The sequence below is a fragment of the Streptomyces sp. SID12488 genome, assembly GCF_010548275.1.
Taxonomy (GTDB): domain Bacteria; phylum Actinomycetota; class Actinomycetes; order Streptomycetales; family Streptomycetaceae; genus Streptomyces.
The window spans coordinates 213,789-234,253 of the sequence record NZ_JAAGLT010000002.1; the positions used below are offsets into that span (position 1 = coordinate 213,789).

At 70.7% G+C, this 20,465-nt stretch carries 20 protein-coding genes; 9 read left to right on the forward strand and 11 right to left on the reverse strand.

What is annotated here, in order from left to right; genetic code table 11:
- Nucleotides 1-37 precede the first annotated feature (37 nt).
- The 3 genes from G3I56_RS05120 to G3I56_RS05130 all read left to right on the forward strand — a co-directional run bounded on the left by G3I56_RS05120 (nt 38) and on the right by G3I56_RS05130 (nt 3,783).
- Nucleotides 38-433, forward strand: coding sequence for a hypothetical protein (locus G3I56_RS05120; RefSeq protein ID WP_164407534.1), 396 nt, complete (start codon nt 38-40; stop codon nt 431-433).
- A 115-nt stretch (nt 434-548) separates the two neighbouring features.
- Nucleotides 549-1,184, forward strand: coding sequence for a class F sortase (locus G3I56_RS05125; protein WP_203689215.1), 636 nt, complete (start codon nt 549-551; stop codon nt 1,182-1,184).
- 181 nt (nt 1,185-1,365) lie between these two features.
- A complete protein-coding gene (locus G3I56_RS05130; RefSeq protein WP_275406632.1) occupies nt 1,366-3,783 on the forward strand; it encodes a PQQ-binding-like beta-propeller repeat protein in 2,418 nt (805 codons plus the stop codon).
- Nucleotides 3,784-4,058: 275 nt separating this feature from the next.
- Here G3I56_RS05130 and G3I56_RS05135 read toward each other — a convergent pair whose 3' ends face one another.
- From G3I56_RS05135 to G3I56_RS05145, 3 genes are all read right to left on the reverse strand, one after another.
- Nucleotides 4,059-4,280 (reverse strand): hypothetical protein, encoded by a 222-nt coding sequence (locus G3I56_RS05135; protein WP_044473203.1) that lies wholly within the window; start codon nt 4,278-4,280, stop codon nt 4,059-4,061.
- A 274-nt stretch (nt 4,281-4,554) separates the two neighbouring features.
- Nucleotides 4,555-5,274 carry a YoaK family protein gene (locus G3I56_RS05140; protein ID WP_164407537.1) on the reverse strand — a complete coding sequence of 240 codons (720 nt, stop codon included), beginning with the start codon at nt 5,272-5,274 and terminating at the stop codon, nt 4,555-4,557.
- Nucleotides 5,275-5,399: 125 nt separating this feature from the next.
- Nucleotides 5,400-5,819 (reverse strand): transglycosylase SLT domain-containing protein, encoded by a 420-nt coding sequence (locus G3I56_RS05145; protein ID WP_164407539.1) that lies wholly within the window; start codon nt 5,817-5,819, stop codon nt 5,400-5,402.
- Nucleotides 5,820-6,231: 412 nt separating this feature from the next.
- Here G3I56_RS05145 and G3I56_RS05150 point away from each other — a divergent pair, with 412 nt between their 5' ends.
- Nucleotides 6,232-6,912 (forward strand): phosphotransferase, encoded by a 681-nt coding sequence (locus G3I56_RS05150; protein ID WP_164407541.1) that lies wholly within the window; start codon nt 6,232-6,234, stop codon nt 6,910-6,912.
- A 32-nt stretch (nt 6,913-6,944) separates the two neighbouring features.
- Here the strand turns inward: G3I56_RS05150 and G3I56_RS05155 are convergent, their stop codons facing one another.
- On the reverse strand, nt 6,945-7,982 hold the full coding sequence (locus tag G3I56_RS05155; protein WP_164407543.1) for an MBL fold metallo-hydrolase: 1,038 nt from the start codon (nt 7,980-7,982) through the stop codon (nt 6,945-6,947).
- 190 nt (nt 7,983-8,172) lie between these two features.
- Here G3I56_RS05155 and G3I56_RS05160 point away from each other — a divergent pair, with 190 nt between their 5' ends.
- On the forward strand, nt 8,173-9,630 hold the full coding sequence (locus G3I56_RS05160) for an aldehyde dehydrogenase (RefSeq protein WP_164407545.1): 1,458 nt from the start codon (nt 8,173-8,175) through the stop codon (nt 9,628-9,630).
- 5 nt (nt 9,631-9,635) lie between these two features.
- On the forward strand, nt 9,636-9,869 hold the full coding sequence (locus G3I56_RS05165) for a ferredoxin (RefSeq protein WP_164407547.1): 234 nt from the start codon (nt 9,636-9,638) through the stop codon (nt 9,867-9,869).
- 270 nt (nt 9,870-10,139) lie between these two features.
- On the opposite strand, the gene G3I56_RS05170 is transcribed toward G3I56_RS05165, so the two are convergent.
- On the reverse strand, nt 10,140-10,850 hold the full coding sequence (locus G3I56_RS05170) for a TetR family transcriptional regulator (protein WP_203689217.1): 711 nt from the start codon (nt 10,848-10,850) through the stop codon (nt 10,140-10,142).
- Between the two features lie 274 nt (nt 10,851-11,124).
- Between G3I56_RS05170 and G3I56_RS05175 the strand changes: the two genes are divergently transcribed.
- The 3 genes from G3I56_RS05175 to G3I56_RS05185 are packed head-to-tail and all read left to right on the forward strand — an operon-like array spanning nt 11,125 to nt 14,362.
- Nucleotides 11,125-12,534 (forward strand): glycosyltransferase family 4 protein, encoded by a 1,410-nt coding sequence (locus tag G3I56_RS05175; protein ID WP_164407549.1) that lies wholly within the window; start codon nt 11,125-11,127, stop codon nt 12,532-12,534.
- Nucleotides 12,528-13,295, forward strand: a complete 768-nt coding sequence (locus tag G3I56_RS05180) for a class I SAM-dependent methyltransferase (protein ID WP_164407550.1) — start codon at nt 12,528-12,530, stop codon at nt 13,293-13,295. Before G3I56_RS05175 ends, G3I56_RS05180 begins: the two co-directional genes overlap by 7 nt.
- Entirely contained in the window at nt 13,292-14,362 is a 1,071-nt protein-coding gene (locus G3I56_RS05185; RefSeq protein WP_164407552.1) for a prenyltransferase, read from the forward strand. The genes G3I56_RS05180 and G3I56_RS05185 overlap by 4 nt, the downstream gene beginning before the upstream one ends.
- Nucleotides 14,363-14,401: 39 nt before the next feature.
- Here the strand turns inward: G3I56_RS05185 and G3I56_RS05190 are convergent, their stop codons facing one another.
- The 6 genes from G3I56_RS05190 to G3I56_RS05215 all read right to left on the reverse strand — a co-directional run bounded on the left by G3I56_RS05190 (nt 14,402) and on the right by G3I56_RS05215 (nt 20,432).
- Nucleotides 14,402-14,695 (reverse strand): hypothetical protein, encoded by a 294-nt coding sequence (locus G3I56_RS05190; RefSeq protein WP_164407554.1) that lies wholly within the window; start codon nt 14,693-14,695, stop codon nt 14,402-14,404.
- Between the two features lie 81 nt (nt 14,696-14,776).
- On the reverse strand, nt 14,777-15,811 hold the full coding sequence (locus G3I56_RS05195) for an LLM class F420-dependent oxidoreductase (protein WP_164407556.1): 1,035 nt from the start codon (nt 15,809-15,811) through the stop codon (nt 14,777-14,779).
- Nucleotides 15,812-15,922: 111 nt separating this feature from the next.
- Entirely contained in the window at nt 15,923-16,780 is an 858-nt protein-coding gene (locus tag G3I56_RS05200; protein ID WP_164407558.1) for a DUF5336 domain-containing protein, read from the reverse strand.
- Nucleotides 16,781-16,929: 149 nt separating this feature from the next.
- Nucleotides 16,930-17,856 (reverse strand): N-acetylmuramoyl-L-alanine amidase, encoded by a 927-nt coding sequence (locus G3I56_RS05205; protein WP_164407559.1) that lies wholly within the window; start codon nt 17,854-17,856, stop codon nt 16,930-16,932.
- A 10-nt stretch (nt 17,857-17,866) separates the two neighbouring features.
- Nucleotides 17,867-18,532, reverse strand: a complete 666-nt coding sequence (locus tag G3I56_RS05210; RefSeq protein WP_164407561.1) for a class I SAM-dependent methyltransferase — start codon at nt 18,530-18,532, stop codon at nt 17,867-17,869.
- Nucleotides 18,533-18,701: 169 nt separating this feature from the next.
- Nucleotides 18,702-20,432 carry an MFS transporter gene (locus G3I56_RS05215; protein ID WP_164407563.1) on the reverse strand — a complete coding sequence of 577 codons (1,731 nt, stop codon included), beginning with the start codon at nt 20,430-20,432 and terminating at the stop codon, nt 18,702-18,704.
- Between the last annotated feature and the right edge of the window lie 33 nt (nt 20,433-20,465).

Genomic DNA, 20,465 nt, shown 5'->3' on the forward strand with positions numbered 1-20,465 from the left:
AGGAACGACCAAGCCGGGCTGGAACTGGAGCCCTTACATGTCCCGCCGTCTCACCCTGCGCCCGCTGAGCACTCTTCGCATCGCCGTCCTGACCGGCGTCGCGGCCGGCGCGCTGCTCGTCCCGGCCACCGCGGCCTTCGCCACCGACCCGACTCCGACGCCGGGCGCGACCGACTCGACCTCGGCCGACAAGGAGGCCCTGGCGAAGAAGAAGGCCGAGGACGCCAGGACGCTCAAGGAGGCCGAGGCCCGGAAGGCCATGGAAGCCCAGAAGCGCGGAGGCTACCCGCGTGGCGGTGTCGCCGCGGGCGAGGCCCCCGCCAAGGACGACAACACCGGCACGCTCATCGGCTCGGCCACGGGCGCGCTGCTGCTCGCGGGCGCCGGCACCTACGTACTGCGCCGCCGCACCACGGCCCGCCGCGAAGGCTGACCCGGCAGCACTGCCTCTCGTAACTACCTCTCGTACGAAACGGTGGCGCCGCCCTTCACCAGGCGGCGCCACCGCGCGTTCCGGTGAATCCCCGCACCCTGTTCTGGAGCCCGCGTTGCCCTCTGCACACCGTCCGGCCCTGTCCCGGGCCCGCCTCGCGACCCTCACCCTGCTGACCCTCGTCAGCGTGCTCACCGGCTGCTCGGCCGGCCCCGACCCGACAGTGCGGGTCGCCCCCACCGCCTCCGCCTCCGCACCCGGCGCTGCGAAGTCCGAGCAGCCCGCGGCTCCTGACGCTCCGGCGGCTCCGGCTGCCCCGGCCGAGGTCGCCGTCCCCTCCGTGGGGATCACCAGTTCGCTGATGGAGCTGGGCCTCAACACGGACGGGACGGTCGAGGTCCCGCCGGCCGAGAAGGGGATGACCGCGGGCTGGTACACGGGCGGCGCCGTGCCAGGTGCGGTCGGCGCGGCCGTCATCATCGGCCACAACGACACCCACCTCGGCAGGGCCGTCTTCCACGACCTGAAGAAGATCAAGGTGGGTGCGGACATAACCGTCACCGACGCGACGGGAAAAGCCCTCCACTTCACCGTCAAGGCCACGGAGAGCGTCAGCAAGAACGCCTTCCCGACGGAGAAGGTCTACGGGCCGACCCAGGAACGTGCTCTACGGCTCATCACGTGCGACGGCGACTTCGACGCGCAGGGGCACCCGGTCGACAACCTCATCGTGTACGCGACAACGAGCTGAGGGTTGTAAACGTGTCCGGTTCGCCCTGCCGTCACGAGTAACGTCCGGACCATCCCTGCGTGAAGTCTCAAGTATTGGCCACAAGTTGCTCGATTGTGTGCGCCACCCGTCCCTCCAGCACCTAATCTCCCTCCAAAACCATTCGACGGGGGACAGACGGAGAACAGGCGAGCTGAGGACCATGGAGCCACTTCGTCCCACGGATCCGGACCGGCTGGGGCCGTACCGTCCTGTCGCGCGACTCGGAGCCGGAGGGATGGGCGAGGTCTTCCTCGCCAAGGACGACCTGCAACGGACCGTGGCCGTCAAGGTCATCCGTCCCGAGCTCGCCTCGGGCAAGGCGTTCCGCGACCGGTTCCGTCGTGAGGTGGACGCGGCGAGGGCGGTGAGCGGCACCTACACGGCGTCCGTCGTGGACGCCGACCCGGACGGTCCCGTCCCCTGGCTGGCCACCACGCACATCATCGGTCCGACGCTCGCCGACGCGATCGAGACGTACGGGCCGCTGCCGCCGAGATCCGTACTGGCCCTCGGCGCCGGACTCGCCGAGGCGCTGATCGCCGTGCACTCCGCGGGGCTGGTGCACCGCGACCTCAAACCCTCCAACGTGCTGCTCTCCGCCGAGGGCCCGCGCGTCATCGACTTCGGCATCGTCCGCGCCACCGACGGCTACGAACTCACCCTGTCCGGCGTGCTGTTGGGCTCCCCGCGGTACATGTGCCCGGAGCACGCCACCGGGGACCCGATGGGCCCGGCGGGCGACGTGTTCTGCCTCGGCTCGGTCCTGGCCTACGCGGCCACCGGGAAGGCGCCCTTCGACGGCGCGTCGGCGGCCACCCTGCTGTACCAGGTGGTGCACGGCACGCCGGACCTGACCGGCGTCCAGGAACCGCTGGACACGATCATGCGGTTGTGTCTCGAGAAGTTCCCGGCGGCCCGGCCCAGCCCGGACCGGGTGTCGGCGGCGTGCGCGCCCGGGGGCGCCGACGCGCTGGACTGGGACGGCTGGCTGCCCGAAGCCGTTCTCTCCGCGATAAGACGCCAGGCCGCGGACCTCATGGATCTGGACCTCGGCCTCGACGTGAAGGCGAAGGCGAACGCCCTCCGGCGGGGGTCCGCCCCTGCCGCTGTGGCAGCCGCCCCCGGCTCCGGCGGCCTGCGGGTCGACCCGCGCCTGGCAGCCACTCGACGACTGATCACGGGACGCCCGAGCAGCCCCCGCCGCGTCGTCTTCCCGGAACGCCCCGAATCCGACGAATCCGATGAATCCGGTGGACTCCACGGGCCCGACGCACTGCCCGACCGGCCGGAGCCCGGCCCGACGCGTGAGCGGTCCCCGCAGCAGCCGCCGCCCGAGCCGTCTCCCGACCGGGGCACCCACCGTGCCCCGCGCTCGGCGCGTCCGTCCGGCCCCTCCCGCCGGGGGATCCTCGCGGTTGCCGCGCTCGCCCTGGGTACCGGCGTCACCGCGCTGCTCCACGGATCGAAGGATGACGTGTCGAGCGGTGCGGCCAAGCCGGCCGGTCCGGCGCCGGAACCGCTGTGGACGTACCGCAGCGACCCGCTCGTCCAGGCCCCGGCGGTCTTCTACAGCGGCACGACCCTGCTGAAGACCCAGTCCGGCACCCTGTTCTGCCTCGGCCTCGCCGACGGCGCCAGCCCCCGGTGGACCTACCGGGGCATCAGCCAGTCGCCGACCCCGCCCCTGATCGTCGCGGACGTCGTCGTCGCCCTCGGCACCGGCGCGACCGTGATCGGCGTCGACCCGGTCACGGGCGCGGAGCGCTACTCGCTGGACTTCGGGGAGGACTTCCGGTTCGACACGCTGCTCGGTGGGGCCGCCGGCGCGGTCACCATCGTCGGACTCCGCTTCGACCGCCAGGACAACGCGGACGGGTCACGGGGGTCGGCCACCTCGACGAACGTCGTCCTCGGTACGGATCTGCGGGCGCGCGTGGCCCAGGTCATCCCCATCAGCCCGGAGGACATCGGCCTCGAGCTGAAACCGTTCATCGATTCCGACCGCTTCGTCTACCTGGACGGGCTGCACCGTCTCACGGCCCGGGGCGGCGACGCGCGGGGCAGTGTGCTGTGGAGCCAGCCCATGGAGTCCGACTCGGAGGCCCGGTCGGCCCCGGTGGTGCTGGACGGGACCGTGTTCGCCGTGGACAGCGAACTCGTGGCCGTGGACCTGGAGACCGGGAAGCTGCGCTGGCGGGTGCGGGAGGAGAAGGGCGGCTTCGCCTCCGTCGCGGTGGCGGACAGCACGGTCTACTGCACGACGAGCAACCCGCACGGCGTCGAGGCGTTCGACGCCACCGACGGCTCCCGGCGCTGGTTCTGCGAAACCCCCCGGCTGGACCTGCGGAACCCGCTCGTCGCGGGCGGCGACGCGGTGTTCGTCACGGCCGAGGCCAACAAGGACGGCTTCTACGCGATCGACGCCCGGCGGGGCGAGCTGCTGTGGAACTTCACCGACGGCCGGGACACGGGCATCAACGACTGGCAGCTGTCCTGTGACGCCGACGGCGGCACGGATCATCCGCTGATCGCCCAGCACTTCGACAAGGTGTACGCGCTTCCGATGCCTCGGTCCTGAAGGCACCCGGGAGCCCGCGACCCGTTACTGGGCGATTCGGTCGGCGGTCACACGGACGTGGTGGGGCGGCTCAGAGCTGCTCCCAGCCGCCGGGGTCCTCGGCCAGGGTGGCGGAGGCGCCGGGAGTGCCCTCCCGGAAGGCCGGCGCCTGGAAGGGGTCGATATCCGGGGTCGGCGAATCGGTCCTCGCGTGGAACTTTGTCGGTTCCGGCGCGGAGAACAGAGAAGTCAGCTCGATGGAAGGTCTCCTGATCCTCGAGACGGCAGTGCGGAACTCAGAGAACAGTCAGCTTGGCGTAGGGACTGATGATCCGTTCCTGACGCCCGCCGAAGTCGACGAGTACTGCGATGCCGTCCTCAACAGTGGTCACTCGGCCGAGGCCGAAGACGTCGTGAGTGACTCGGTCGCCTACCGCGAACAGCTTGGTAGGAGGTGCCACAGGGGCTTTGAAGGGGCTGGTGGCCAGATGGGCCCGCGTTACCGCTGTCTTTGTCATTGACTCCAGTATGCTCCGCGCGGGCCCGTCGTGGGCCCGGTGGGTACCCCCGACTCTCGCGGGCCACACTCGCGCCCGGTCCGCGTATACGCGCGCGGGGACGGGGGAAGGCCCGCTCGCCGACATGGATCGTGCAGGTCACGCGGGGTATGGAGGGCCGATGCGAGCCCCTTCGGAGGCCCGTGGGACGGCCTGGCCGTGCACAGCATGATCGCGAAGAGTTATGAATCGGTAGCCACTTTCGCCACCTCGAACGGCATGCCGCGAGCCCCGATCACTCCCGCCCCGACGTACTCAACGCCAACACGGCCACCACGACGGCCGCGACGAGGAGCGGAATTCCCAGGCCGTGATGGATCACCAGCCACGCGCCGAGCAGCGCGCCCACCGCCATCGCCGCCACCGACGCCGAGCGGCGCGGAGAGTGCCTGCCCGTACCGCCGGCCGCGCGGGAGTCGGCGGCGAGACCGGTGAGGGTCATCGTCAGGACGGTGGTCGTCAGATCGGGGACGCCCAGCCTGCGTACGGTGGCGTTGCGCAGGCCCATCGCGAAGGCCGTGACCGCGATCAGGGTGTAGACGGTGGCCGTCGCGTCCGGTGCCGCGAAGGCGACCGCCGCGGACGCGCCCAGGAACACCGCCTCGACGGCGAGGGTGATGCGGGCCCACCGCCGGCGCGAGCCGCCGCCCAGCCGCCCCGCGACGCGCCCGCCGGCCACAGCGCCCACCAGGAACGAACTCAGCGACACCAGAGTGTGCGGTACGGAGAACCCGGGCGCCCCGGCGGCGGCGAAGCCCAGCACGACGACGTTTCCGGTCATGTTGGCGGTGAACACATGGCCGAGCCCGAGATAGCTGACGGCGTCGATCAGCCCGCTGACCACCGTCAGCACCAGCAGCACGGCCACCAGCCGCAGACCGCGCGACTCGGGATCGTGCGACGGCGACGGCGATGACGGCGACGGCTTGGCCGGCTCGGTTGCCTCTGTGCTCATCGGATCAGTCCACCACGGGGAAATACGGAGGGACAGGGCGGGACGCTGCGGGACCACGAAGGCGCCGGCCCCCGAAGTGATCGGGGGCCGGCGCCTTGGTACTACCCGTGTCCTGCTGGGTCGGCTCAGTACCAGTGGTGGGCCTGCCAGAAGTTCCAGGCACCGACCGGGCTGCCGTAGCGGTCGTTCATGTAGTCCAGGCCCCACTTGATCTGGGTGGCCGCGCTGGTCTTCCAGTCGGAGCCGGCGGAGGACATCTTCGAGCCGGGGAGGGCCTGGACCAGGCCGTACGCGCCGGAGGAGGCGTTGGTGGCGTCGACGTCCCAGCCGCTCTCGTGCTCGACGATCTTGCTGAAGGCGTTGTACTGCGCGTCGTTCGGGATCAGCTTCTGCGCGATCGCCTTGGCGTCGGACGCGGAGGCGGTGGTCGCCGCCTGGGCGGGAGCCGCGGCCAGCACCATACCGGCGGTGGCGGCGGCCACGGCGGCGGTGGTGAGGGCCTTCTTGGGGGAGGCGATGGTGCGGGCGATACGGGAGACGAACACGGAGAACCTTTTCCTCGGGGTCAGGGCCGTCGCGGGCAGGCCGGTGCCACGTACTGCGTCTGTTGCGTGTGTGGCGGTGACATGCGGCGGCGCCGCGACCCGTGAGGGTTCGTCGGCGCCGTGCGACTGCTCCACAGAAACAAATCCGGCGGCCGTCTGCAATCACCCCTTTTGCTAGTTGTGTTCGTATATGGGTGTTCAGCGCACTTTGTGACGTGGCTCTCAATGTGCAGGTCAGAGGCGGTTTCTATGTGGGCATGACATGCACTTCGGTCTACTAATCCGCCTCGTAGGTGATCTGCGTCCTGTGGGCCGCTTCACGCGCCGGGCGCGTCGAAAGTGACCTGGCTCTCGAAGGCGGCCCGGCGGCGAACGGCTGAGGGGCCCCTGTGGACGGAGATAGGTTCACCGCATGTTGACGGGAAGAGTGCTCGGCTCAGGGCGCACGGCTGACGTGTACGAACTCGACGAGCCGGCGTGGGTGCTGCGCCGCTACCGGGACGGATACGGGGATGCGGCGGCGGAGGCGGCCGTCATGGAGCACGTACGAGGTCACGGATACCCCGTGCCCGAGGTGCGCGCGGCGACCCGGACCGACCTGGTCCTGGAGCGGCTGTCCGGACCGACGATGCTGGAGGCGTTCGCGGCGGGGCTGCTGGATGCGCGAGCGAGCGGCGAAATGCTGTCGGCGCTCCTGCACGGCCTGCACGCCGTCCCGCCCCGGGACCCGGCCACCGAACCCGGGACCCGCGTTCTCCACCTCGACCTGCATCCGGAGAACGTAATGCTCACTCCCGACGGCCCCCGGGTCATCGACTGGGCCAACGCGGAGGAGGGGCCGCCGGGCCTGGACCGGGCCATGTCCGCCGTGATCCTGGCCCAAGTCGCGGTATCCGCCGACCCCTTGGCCGAACCGGCCCGCGCGATGCTGACCGCTCTGCTGACAGCGCCGTCCGCCGTGCCGGAGGCGGGCCGGACGGCGGAGGGGCTGCCGGAGGCGCGCAGGCGGCGGGCGGCGAACCCGACGATGAGTCGGAGTGAGGTCGAACTGTTGGGAGCAGCAGAGGAATTGATCCGTACGCTGCTGCCGTGAAGCCCGCTCGGCGGGACGATCCGGGCCGCGCGTCACACCGCCACGTACGTCACCGGATCGCTTCCCGTCACCGCTTCCGCCTGGCCGAGTTTGACCAGGCGGCGTACGTGGGCCTCCGCCTCCGAGACCGCGATGTTCCGTGAGCCCGGGGGGATTTCGGACCAGGGGCGGTTCCACTCCATGCGTTCCGCCAGTTGCCAGGCGGTGAGGGGGGTGGTGAGGAGGGTGCGGAGGCCGGTGAGGCGGTCGTCGTGGTGGTCGAGGAGTTCCTGTACGCGGACGGTCGCATCGGGGAAGGCGTGGCGGTGGGCCGGGAGGACCTCCGCCGGGGTCAGGCGGCCGATGCGCTCCAGGGAGTCGAGATAGTCGCCGAGGGGGTCGGCGACCGTCGTGTCGTCCGGGTCCTCGTACAGGCCGATGTGCGGGGTGATCCCCGGGAGCAGGTGGTCGCCCGAGAACAGGCGGCCGTTGCCCGGAAGTTGGGCCGGGTGGGCCTCCTCCAGGTGGAGGCAGACGTGGCCCGGGGTGTGGCCCGGCGTCCAGATCGCGCGCAGGCGGCGGCCGGGGAGATCGAGGAGTTCGCCGGGGACGATCTCGCGGTCGGGGAGCGCCGGAGAGAAGCCGGGCAGGGTACCGAGGGGGATCCTGCTCAGGGTCGCCACGTGGTCGGCGGGTGCGCCGGCCGCAGCCAGCTTCGCCGTCATGTAGGTGAACCAGCGGTCGGCACGGTTGTCGCGCGTCCGCCGTACCAGGGAGATGTCCGCCTCGTGCATCGCGATCCACGCCCCGGACACCTCACGGACCTGGCCCGACAGGCCGTGGTGGTCCGGGTGGTGGTGGGTGATCACCATGCCGTGGATCTCGCCGGCCGACGTGCCGCACGCCAACAGGCCCTCGGTGAGCGCGTCCCAGGACAGCGGGTCGTCCCAACCCGTGTCGATGAGCACCGGCCCGCTGTCGGTGTCCACGACATACACCAGTGTGTATCCGAGGGGGTTGTTCGGAATGGGGACCCGGAGGGACCGTACGCCCCCGCCATGATCGGTCACCTGCGTCGACACCTGTGTCATGGGCTCCCCTGCGGCTGGGCTGCCAGCAACTATAACTAGAACTGGTTCCAATGGGAGCCCAAGTCACTTACCTCCTGGTGGTGCGCGAGCTGTGGACTCCTCGGTGGGGAACTGGTAACTGTCTCCGTATCTATCTGACGATCCGTCAGAGACGGTACCCGGAAAGGCAGTCGGCGAGAGGCAGTCGGCCATGACCGAGCTCGTGGAACACGGACAGCTGTTCATCGGCGGGGAGTTGACCGACCCCCTCGGCAAGGACGTCATCGAGGTCATCTCCCCGCACACCGAAGAGGTCATCGGCCGCGTGCCGCACGCCTCGACGGCCGACGTCGACCGGGCCGTCGCCGTCGCGCGCACGGCCTTCGACGAGGGGCCCTGGCCGCGGCTGACCCTCGACGAGCGGATCGCCGTCGTCACCCGCATCAAGGACGGGATCGCGGCACGGTACGAGGAGATCGGCCGCGTCATCTCCTCGGAGAACGGCTCCCCGTACTCCTGGAGCGTCCTCGCCCAGGCCCTCGGCGCGATGATGGTGTGGGACGCGGCGATCACGGTCGCCCGCGGCTTCACGTACGAGGAGTCACGCGACGGAGTCCTCGGCCGCATCCTCGTCCGGCGCGAACCGGTGGGCGTCGTCGCCGCCGTGGCCCCCTGGAACGTCCCGCAGTTCGTCGCGGCGGCCAAGCTCGCGCCCGCGCTGCTCGCCGGCTGCACGGTGGTCCTGAAGCCGTCGCCCGAGTCGCCCCTCGACTCGTACATCCTCGGGGAGATAGCGAAGGAGGCCGGACTGCCGCCCGGCGTTCTCTCCATCCTCCCGGCCGACCGCGAGGTCAGCGAGTACCTCGTCGGACACCCCGGCATCGACAAGGTGTCCTTCACCGGCTCGGTCGCCGCGGGCAAGCGCGTGATGGAGGTGGCGTCCCGCCACCTCACCCGCGTGACACTGGAGTTGGGCGGGAAGTCGGCGGCCGTCGTCCTGCCCGACGCCGACCTCGACACCGCCGTGCCCGGCATCGTCTCCGCCGCCTGGATGAACAACGGCCAGGCGTGCGTGGCCCAGACCCGCATCCTCCTCCCGCGCTCCCGCTACGACGAGTTCGCGGACGCCTTCACCCAGGCCGCGAGCGCGCTGGTGGTCGGCGACCCGCTCGACCCGGCGACCCAGGTCGGCCCGCTGGTCGCCAAACGGCAGCAGCAGCGCAACCTCGACTACATCCGCATCGGCCAGGAGGAGGGCGCGAAGATCCTCACCGGCGGCGGACGCCCCCCGGGACTCGACCGTGGCTGGTACGTCGAACCGACCCTCTTCGGCGACGTCGACAACTCGATGCGCATCGCCCGTGAGGAGATCTTCGGCCCGGTCATCTGCCTGATCCCGTACGGCGACGAGTCCGAGGCGGTGAAGATCGCGAACGACTCCGACTACGGGCTCTCCGGCAGCGTGTGGACGGCCGACGTCGCGCGCGGCATCGAGGTCGCCCGGCAGGTCCGTACCGGCACGTACTCGGTGAACACCTTCAGCCTCGACATGCTCGGCCCGTTCGGCGGCTACAAGAGCTCGGGGCTGGGCCGGGAGTTCGGGCCCGAGGGGTTCAGCGAGTACCTGGAGCACAAGATGATCCACCTCCCGGCCGGCTGGGAGGGGTAGGGGCCATGGGCGACCGCTGGCACGTGGAGGTCGACCGCTCGCTGTGCATCGGCTCGGCCCAGTGCGTCCACCGGGCACCGGACGGTTTCCGCCTCGACACCGGGATGCAGTCCCACCCGGTCGAACCGGACACGGACGCGAACGAGAAGGTGTTGGCGGCGGCGGAGAACTGCCCGGTGGAGGCGATCATGATCACGCTGCTGGGGGGTGGGGAGGCGGTGTTTCCGCCGGAGGAGTAGTGCGGGTGGGGTGGGTGCGGCCCAGGCCGTGTTTCCCACCCACCCGCCCGTCTCGGCATGATTACCGGGCGCCGTTGAACTACTCGATGCCGTCCGGCACCCCTCCAGCACCGTCGGGGGCCCTCCCGCGCGGCCCCGGACCCTTCCCGCTCCGGCCCGCCTCTCCAGCCCGTCCGGCGTTTGAGGACGAGGCCCCTTCAGGGCCGAAAGCGGGGTCTGGGGGCGCAGCCCCCAGGGACGGGACGGGTAGGGGCGCCGGGGGCGGGAAACCTACCGGTCCTCCCCGGAGGGATCCGTCAGGTCGATCAACCGGCACACCGTCTCGATGTCGATCTTCACCTGGGCGATCGAGGCCCGGCCCGACAGCCAGGTGACCAGCGCCGAGTGCCAGGTGTGCTCGATGACGCGGACCGCCGAGAGCTGCTCGGGCGTCGGGTGTCCCTGGCCCGGGTCACCCAGCCCCATCGAGTCCAGGATGATCGCCGTCGTCTGACGGGACACCTGGTCGACCTCGGGTGAAACGCTGCGGTCCGCGAACGTCAGCGCCCGCACCATCGCGTCCGCCAGATGCGGCTCTCGCTGGAGCGCACGGAAGGCGCGCATCAGGGTCTCCGCCACCCGCTCCGCGGCCGTCTCACCCGTCGGCGGCTTCTTGCGCAGCGTGCCGTGCATGTGTTCCAGCTGGTCCTGCATGGTGGCGACCAGCAGATGGACCTTGGACGGGAAGTACCGGTAGAGCGTGCCGAGCGCGACCTGCGAGGACTCCGCGACCTCCCGCATCTGTACCGCGTCGAAACCGCCCCGGCTCGCCAACTGGGCGCTCGCGTGCAGGATCCGGCGCCGCCGGGCCTGCTGCCGCTCGGTGAGCGGAGCGGACGGCGGCAACGCGGACGGCAGTGAACCGGACGCCGGACGGGACGCCGAGCCGGACGGCGAACTCGGTCGCGCCGTATGTGCTTCCACCTTCGCGTCGGCAGGCATGGGTCCCGTTCCGTGACAGTCGGTGATCGTGTGACGATCGGGCGGCGATCGAGTGGCGATCAGTCAGCGATCTGGCAGTCATATGTCAGCGAACAGTCAGCATGGCACGTCGGTGTCGCGCGGCTGCCGTGGCGCGAATCACCTGATCCACCGCTCACAGCCGAGGTACCTGCCGGTAGATTCGGAGCCTCCTGAACGATCAAGTCTGAAACTTGTTCTAGATTAGCGTCCCGTCGTAGTCTCGCGGGAAACCGTGGGGAGAAGGGGGCCAGGAGTGACGGCCGAGGCCAGCGAGGCAGGCCCTCCGGGGGAACCTGCAGCGGACGGCGAGCGACCGCTCAACATCGCACTTCTGACCTATAAGGGGAACCCGTTCTGCGGCGGCCAGGGCGTCTACGTACGCCATCTGTCGCGCGAACTCGCCCGGCTCGGTCACCGCGTCGAGGTCATCGGCTCCCAGCCGTACCCCGTGCTGGACGTGCTCGACGGCCGCGACGGGTCCGAAGCCGGTTCTGGCCCCGACCCCTTCCTCACCGAGCTGCCCAGCCTCGACCTGTACCGCCACCCGGACCCCTTCCGTACTCCGGCGCGTGACGAGTACCGCGACTGGATCGACGCGCTCGAAGTCGCCACCATGTGGACCGGCGGCTTCCCCGAACCGCTCACCTTCTCTCTCCGCGCCCGCCGTCAACTGCGAGCAAGGAGCGGCGAGTTCGACGTCGTGCACGACAATCAGACCCTCGGGTACGGCCTGTTGGGCGACATCGGCGCCCCGCTCGTCACCACCATCCACCACCCCATCACCGTGGACCGGCAGTTGGAACTGGACGCGGCCGAAGGCGCGCGCCGCCGGATGTCCGTACGGCGCTGGTACGGCTTCACGCGCATGCAGAAGCGGGTGGCACGCCGCCTGCCGTCGGTGCTCACGGTCTCGGGCACGTCGCGCCAGGAGATCGTCGACCATCTCGGCGTACGGGACGAGCGCATCCACGTCGTGCACATCGGCGCGGACACCGACCTCTTCTCACCCGACCCGGCGGTCCGCCAGGTACCGGGCCGCATCGTGACCACGTCCAGCGCGGACGTTCCCCTCAAGGGGCTGGTGTTCCTCGTCGAGGCGCTGGCGAAGGTACGTACGGAACATCCCGCCGCCCACCTCGTGGTCGTCGGCAGGCGTGCCGAGGACGGGCCCGTCGCCCAGGCCATCGAGCGGTACGGCCTCGAAGGTGCCGTCGAGTTCGTGAAGGGCATCTCGGACGCGGAACTCGTCGATCTGGTGCGCTCGGCGGAGATCGCCTGCGTACCGTCCCTGTACGAGGGCTTCTCCCTCCCGGCGGCGGAGGCGATGGCCACCGGTACGCCACTGGTCGCCACCACCGGCGGAGCGATCCCCGAGGTGGCCGGCCCCGACGGCGAGACCTGTCTGGCGGTACCGCCGGGCGACCCGGGAGCCCTGGCCACCGCCCTGGCCGCGCTCCTCGCCGACCCGGAGCTGAGGGCTCGCCTCGGCCGGGCGGGCCGCGACCGCGTACTGAACCGCTTCACCTGGGCCCGAGCCGCTCAGGGCACGGCGGCCCACTACCGCGAGGCGATCGCCCGCTCCGCACCCAAGTCCAAACCCGCGCCCAAGTCGATGCCCGCCCCCAACGTGACCCCCGACCGCGAAAGCAGGACTTCGTGCTGACCGTCGACTTCACCCGGTTCCCGCTCGCCCCGGGCGACCGCGTCCTGGACCTCGGCTGCGGAGCCGGCCGGCACGCGTTCGAGTGCTACCGGCGCGGCGCCCAGGTCGTGGCGCTCGACCAGAACGGTGAGGAGATCCGCGAGGTCGCCAAGTGGTTCGCGGCGATGAAGGAGGCGGGCGAGGCACCCGCGGGGGCGACCGCGACGGCCATGGAGGGCAACGCCCTGGCGCTGCCGTTCCCCGACGAGTCCTTCGACGTCGTGATCATCTCCGAGGTCATGGAGCACATCCCGGACGACAAGGGCGTACTCGCGGAGATGGTGCGGGTGTTGAAGCCCGGCGGCCGGATCGCGATCACCGTGCCGCGCTACGGGCCCGAGAAGGTCTGCTGGTCCCTCTCCGACGCCTACCACGAGGTCGAGGGCGGCCACATCCGCATCTACAAGGCGGACGAGCTCCTCGCGAAGATCAGGGAAGCGGGACTGAAGCCCTACGGCACGCACCACGCCCACGCCCTGCACTCCCCGTACTGGTGGCTTAAGTGCGCGTTCGGCGTGGACAACGACAAGGTGCTGCCGGTGCGCGCCTACCACCAGCTGCTGGTCTGGGACATCATGAAGAAGCCGCTGGTCACCCGGGTCGCCGAGCAGGCGCTGAACCCGCTGATCGGAAAGAGCTTCGTGGCGTACGCGACCAAGCCGCACCTCCCGAGCCTTTCGAAGTCCGATGCCGAGTCCGAAGCCGAGGTGGCCGCGAAGTGACGACCCCCCGGACAGAACACCTCGTCCTGCCCGGGGTCCTCACCGCCGAGCAGGCCGCCGTCACCGTCCAGGGGATCCTCCTGGAGCAGCGGGAGGACGGGGCCATTCCGTGGTTCCGGGGGCACCATCTCGACCCGTGGGACCACACCGAGTCCGCGATGGCCCTGGACGCGGCAGGCGAGCACGAGGCCGCCGAGCGGGCGTACCTGTGGCTGGCAGCCCACCAGGTCCAGGACGGCTCCTGGTACGCCGCGTACGCCGACGGGGACGCCGCCGCCGTCACCGACCGGGGCCGGGAGACCAACTTCGTCGCCTACATAGCCGTCGGCGTCTGGCACCACTACCTCTCCACCGGCGACGACGCCTTCCTCGACCGGATGTGGCCGACGGTCTTCGCGGCCGTCGAGTTCGTCCTCCGGTTGCAGCAGCCCGGCGGCGAGATCGGGTGGAAGCGCGAGGACGACGGCACGGAGATCAAGGACGCGCTGCTGACCGGCAGTTCGTCCGTCCACCACGCGCTGCGTTGCGCGCTCGCCATCGCCGAGGCACGCGAAGAGCCGCAGCCCGACTGGGAGTTGGCGGTGGGTGCGCTGCGGCACGCGATCCGCCGGCACCCCGAGCGGTTCCTCGACAAGGGCCGCTACTCGATGGACTGGTACTACCCGGTCCTGGGCGGTGCGTTGACGGGTACGGAGGCCAAGTCCCGTATCGAGGAGGGGTGGGAGCGCTTCGTCGTCCCCGGACTCGGGGTGCGCTGTGTCGTGCCCAACCCCTGGGTGACGGGCGGCGAGTCGGCCGAACTGGCCCTGGCGCTCTGGGTGGTCGGCGAGTCCGACCGGGCCCTGGAGATCCTCCAGTCCATCCGGCATCTGCGCGACGCGGAAAGCGGCCTCTACTGGACGGGGTACGTGTTCGACGCCAAGGCGATCTGGCCGCGCGAACTCACCACCTGGACGGCTGGTTCACTGCTCCTCGCGGTCGCCGCACTCGGCGGCCACGAGGCGACCTGCGCGGTGTTCGGCGGCGAACTGCTGCCGACGGGGCTGGACCCGGACTGCTGCGAGTAGCGGATGCCTGCAGCCGGGGTCCAGCCGTTGGACCGGTACTCAGTGACGGTTGATGCGGTTGGCGATCGCGTGGCCCACGAACAGATAGACGATGGCGGCCAGTCCGTAACCGGCGACAACCCGCGCCCACTGCTCGTCGAACGTGAACAGGTCGTGCGACCAGCCCGCGAGCCAGGAGGCCGCGTCGTAGACGAACTGTACGAAGTCGTTCGCACGGTTGGCGTCCAGCAAGTACATCAGGATCCAGAGGCCGATGATGAAGGCCATGATGTCGGCGACGATCGCGACGATCGACCCGGCCTGATTGCTACCACGGCGATATGCAGGGGACATGTCCTTCGGATTGCCCGGAAACCCCGGTTGAAACCAACTGGACCGCCGCCGGTCTGAGGCCGGTCCGACGGCAGCCTGTCGTCAGGAGTTGAGTTCCGCGAGCACGCGCAGAGTGTGCGGGTCGGGGGAGAGGAGGAGCAGGTCGGTCACCGGCCCCTTGCGCCACAACTCCAGCCGCTCCGCGATGCGTTCACGCGGCCCGACGAGGGAGATCTCGTCGGCGAAGGCGTCCGGCACGGCGAGCACGGCCTCCTCGCGCCGACCGGCCAGGAAGAGTTCCTGGATCCGCCGGGCCTCCTCCTCGTACCCCATGCGTGCCATCAGGTCGGCGTGGAAGTTACGGGCCGCGTGCCCCATCCCGCCGATGTAGAAGCCGAGCATCGTCTTGACGGGCAGCAGCCCTTCCGAGACGTCGGCGCAGACGCGGGCCTGCGCCATCGGCGCGACCAGGAAGTCACATTTGCTCGATCCCTCGCGGGCTTCCGGAGCACCGCTCAGCGGCTCCTCGTACACCTCCGCCCGCAGCGGGGACCAGTACAGGGGCAGCCAGCCGTCGGCGATCCGGGCCGTCTGCGCGATGTTCTTCGGCCCCTCCGCCCCGAGCAGGACGGGGAGTTCGGCGCGCAGGGGATGGGTGATCGACTTCAGTGGCTTGCCGATTCCCGTGCCGTCCGGACCGTCGTACGGCACGGGGTGGAAGCGCCCCTCCAGCTCAACGGGGGCCTCGCGCCTGAGTACTTGGCGTACGACATCCACGTACTCCCGGGTCGCGGTGAGCGGCGACTTCGGGAACGGGCGCCCGTACCAGCCCTCGACGACCTGCGGACCGGACAGGCCGAGGCCGAGCATGACGCGTCCGCCGGAGAGGTGGTCGAGGGTGAGGGCGTGCATCGCGGTGGTCGTCGGCGAGCGGGCCGCCATCTGGGCAACCGCCGTACCCAGCTTGATCCTTGACGTCTGCGCCGCGATCCACGTCAGCGGGGTGAACGCGTCCGAGCCCCAGGACTCGGCGGTCCACACCGAGTCGTAGCCGAGCCGTTCGGCCTCCTGGGCGAGCGGTACATGGAGCGGGGAGGGGCCACGACCCCAGTAGCCGAGCGCGAGACCGAGCCGCATGCCTGCCTCCTGACGGTACGTCAGATCCGAGAGGGCCGGCCGTGACTGTACGACAACGGCCCCTCGCCCGGAAGGGCAAGGGGCCGCAGCTCGCGTATCCCGCAGTCGGTGTTATCCGCGCTGGATGCCGGAGGTGTCCTGCAGGACACCCCGGCGGCCGTCCTGCGTCTGGGCGATGAGGCCCTGGCCGCGTTGCTCGACGGCCAGGTACCAGGTACCGGGGGCCAGTTCGGCGATCGCCGTCGCGGAGCCGTCCTCCGCGAACAGGGCACGCGGCACCGGCACGGCGAACCAGAACGGGGAGAACTCCGGGGCCGGTGGCTGCGCCTGCTGCGGCGGCTGACCCGCACCGGCACCCGCGCCGGCGCCGAAGGCCTGACCGGTCTGCGGCTGACCGCCGTACGGCGGCTGCTGGGCGTCGGCGCCCGGGTAGCCGTAGCTGCCCTGGGGCTGGCCGCCGGGGAAGGGCTGGCCGGCCCCGCCGTACGGCTGCGGGGCGGGCGGCTTGGGAGCGCCGACCAGGGCGCCCTTCAGGGCCGGGACCAGCGGGGTGGCGACAGCGGCGGCGGCCATGACGACCGTCGCGACGAGGGAGAGGATCAGGCCGGTGCCGGCGTCCGGGCCCGAACCGGCGTTGTTGCCGACGTTGTCGATGCCGCCCGCCGGGTCGAAGACGTTGCCCAGCGCGCTCCAGGCGGCGAAGACGGTGAAGGCGACACCGAACTGGCCGAGCTCGATGCCCGCGACCTTGGGCACCTGCGGCAGACCGTGCGACACCACGACGAGCGCGGCACCGATGAGGCCCGCCAGGACGACGCCCAGCAGGAGCGGTCCGCTGGCCCAGGCGCTCGGCATGTCGACGCCCGTGGCGCCGTCGACGGAGTAGATGTCGAGGAACGACGCGATGAACAGCAATACCGCTGCTCCGATCACCACGCCGTCGCCTCGAGTGAGGGAGCGGATATTCACTTCAGGTCCTCAGGTCCTTCGTAGGTCGTGTCGTCGCCGTCATTCGGTCGGCCGACCATCCGGATTCGGACGGTCGTCGATCGATCGTGCGTAGGGGCACGACATTATCGTCCGCCCGAGTGGACTGTCCGCCGGGATGCACACGTTGATCACGACCCGCGCAGAAAACTCACGATTCCCTCAGAGATCCCCTGTGCGGCCTCCTGCCGCCAGGTTCCGCTGGTCAGCAGGGCCGCGTCCTTGCTGTCGCGCATGTTGCCGCACTCGATGAACACCTTCGGAACCGTTGACAGATTGAGACCGCCGAGGTCCGTGCGGGTGTCCAGACCGGTACCGCCACCGATGTAGTTGGAGGGCGCGGCGCCCGTCTCGCCGATGAACCCGGCCTTGACATCCTCGCCGAGCAGCCGGGAGGAGGCGACGATCGGCCGGGTGTCCGCGGCCCCTTCGTGCACCGCGCCCGGCAGGATCACATGGAACCCGCGGTTGCCCTGCACGCTCCCGTCGGCATGGATGGAGACGACGGCGTCGGCGTGCGCGGCGTTCCCGATCCGGGCGCGCTCGTCCACGCACGGCCCGAAGGCGTAGTCGGACCGGTCGCCGTCCTGGGTGAACTTCACGGTGGCGCCCTCCCGTTCGAGTACCGTCCGCAGCCGGCGCGCGACATCGAGGGTGAACTCGGCCTCCGTATAACCGCTGTTGGTGGAGGTACCGGTGGTGTCGCACTCCTTCGAGTTCGTGCCGATGTTCACCTTGCGGGCGATCTCGGCGGTGTGCTTGAAGTTGCCGGGATTGTGGCCGGGGTCGATGACGACGACCTTGCCCGTCAGTGGAGTCGCCCGCTGGCTGGGCGCGGCGGCGAAGTCGGGCGGTTCGATCGGCGACAGGGACGGATACACGCCGCCGGACTCGGCCCGGCCCTTGCCGTCGCCCCCGCCGTCGTCGGCGACGGCCCCCCAGACGAACCACCCGCCTGTCCCGCCCAGCACCAGCGCGGCGAGGGCGACGGCCAGTGGACGGCGCAGAAAGGGACGAGGGGGCGGGGGCGGCTCGAAGCCGGGGCCTGCGTAGGACACGAGAGCGACTCTAATCGTGGGCTCGGACTCCGGCTTCCGTTCGCCGCAGGACGCGCAGCGAGTCGGTCGCGGAGACCTCGGTGAAGGCGCCGGAGGCGAGGGCGCGGAGGTAGACGCGGTAGGGCGCCTGGCCGGTGAACTCGTCCTCGGGTTCGGGGTACACGTCGTGGATCAGGAGGAGGCCGCCCTCGGCGACGTGCGGGGCCCAGCCCTCGTAGTCGGCGGTGGCGTGCTCGTCGGTGTGCCCGCCGTCGATGAAGACGAGGCCGAGCGGCGAGTTCCAGATCCGCGCCACCTGCGGCGAACGCCCGACGACCGCGATCACGTGGTCCTCCAGGCCCGCGGTGTGGAGGGTGCGCCGGAAGAGCGGAAGGGTGTCCATGACACCGAGTTCCGGGTCGACGGTCTCGGGGTCGTGGTAGTCCCACCCCGGCTGCTGTTCCTCGCTGCCCCGGTGATGATCGACGGTGACCGCCGTGACCCCGGCCGCGCGGGCCGCGTCGGCGAGCAGAATCGTGGAACGCCCGCAGTACGTCCCGACCTCCAGCAACGGCAGCCCGAGCGCCCCCGCCTCGACGGCGGCCTCGTACAGCGCGAGCCCCTCACCGGCGGGCATGAACCCCTTGGCCGCCTCGAAAGCGGCCAGAATCTCGGGCTTGGGCGCTGCCGCGGCCATAAGGGCCCTCTCGGTCGTACGGACGTGCGGGAACCCCCAATGCTGCCGCACCCCCGGTTCACTGGATGACCGGGGGCACGCATACCTACCTAGGGGCGCGGGGAACTGCGCGACCAGCCACAGCGGGCCCGCAGCCAAAAACGCACCCCGCGCCCGGCAAGCGCAGCGCCTACGCGCTGACGGTCTCCCCAGGCAGCGACAGGTCGACATCGACCGTCGCGCCAACGCCCGCGTGGGTCGCGGACGACGCAAGCGGCCCATGGCCGGAGGCCCTCGCCGCCAGGACGTACGCGCCCTGCGCGGGGACGGCGAGCGCATAGCTCCCGTCGGCCTCGGAGAGCGTCGCGCCCGCCTGGCGCCCACGCCGGTCGATCAACGTGACCTTGGCACGCGCGACCGGGCTGCCGTCGGCACCCAGCACCCGCCCACGGAACCCGGAGCCGAGCACGGCGTCCTGCTCACTGCTCGCCAGCAGCTGCGGCTTGCTCGCCGGGCGCCGTCCGGGCAGGAACAGGGCCAGCAGCAGGCCGACCAGCACCGCGCCCGTGGCGATCAGGAAGGAGACGCGGAAGCCGTGCATCGTGGGGATCGCGACGCCGCCCACATGGTCCGCGGTGTTGGCGAGCACCATGCCGATGACGGCGCTGGACACGGACGTACCGATGGAACGCATGAGGGTGTTCAGGCCGTTGGCCGCGCCGGTCTCGGAGGCCGGGACCGCGCCGACGATCAGGGCGGGGAGGGAGGAGTAGGCGAGGCCGATACCGGCGCCCAGCACCACCGCGATGACCACGGACTGCCAGGCGGCGCTCATCAGGCCGAGGCCGGCGCCGTAGCCGATCGCGATGATCAGCAGGCCGAGGATGAGGGTGACCTTGGGGCCGTACCTGGCGGAGAGGCGGGCATAGACGGGCGCCGTGAACATCATCGTCAGGCCGAGGGGCGCCACGATCAGGCCTGCCATGACCATCGACTGGCCGAGGCCGTAGCCGGTGGAGGTGGGCAGCTGGAGGAGCTGGGGCAGGACGAGCGAGACGACGAAGAAGGAGACGCCGACCATGATCGAGGCGAGGTTGGTGAAGAGCACAGCGGGCCGGGCGGTGGTCCGCAGGTCCACCAGCGGGGCCTTCAGACGCAGCTCCAGCACGCCCCACAGGAGGAGTACGAGGGCGGACGCGCCGAACAGGCCGAGCGTGGTGCCGGAGGTCCAGCCCCAGTCGCTGCCCTTGGTGATCGGCAGCAGGAAGAGAACGAGGCCGACGGAGAGCCCGATGGCCCCGAGGACGTCGAAGGTGCCCTCGGCGCGCATTTCGGACTCGGGCACGACGAGCAGGGTGAGGGTGATGGCGACGGCGCCGAGGCCGGCCGCGCCGTAGAAGAGGGCGTGCCAGTCGGAGTGCTGGGCGATCAGCGCGGCGAGGGGAAGGGCGAGGCCGCCGCCGACGCCGATGGAGGAGCTCATCAGGGCCATCGCCGAGGGGAGCTTCTCACGGGGCAGCAGGTCGCGCATCAGACCGATGCCGAGGGGGATGGCACCCATGGCGAAGCCCTGGAGCGTACGGCCCGCGATCATGGTCAGCAGGTCGCTGGTGAGCGCGCTGACGAGGGCGCCGACCACCATCACGGAGAGGCTGGCGATCAGCAGGCGCCGCTTGCCGTACAGGTCACCGAGCCGCCCCATGATCGGCGTGGCCACGGCTCCGGAGAGGAGTGTCGAGGTCAGCACCCAGGTGGCGTTGCTGGGCGAGGTGCTCAGCAGCTGGGGCAGGTCCTTGATGACGGGGACGAGCAGGGTCTGCATGACCGCGACAACAATGCCCGCGAAGGCGAGCACCGGGACTATGGCCCCGCCCGTTCTGCCGGTTCCACCGGCGGGCCGGTCGGTCGTCGTGTGCGTCATGGGGTGGAGCCTCCAGGCAGATCCGGGTGAGGG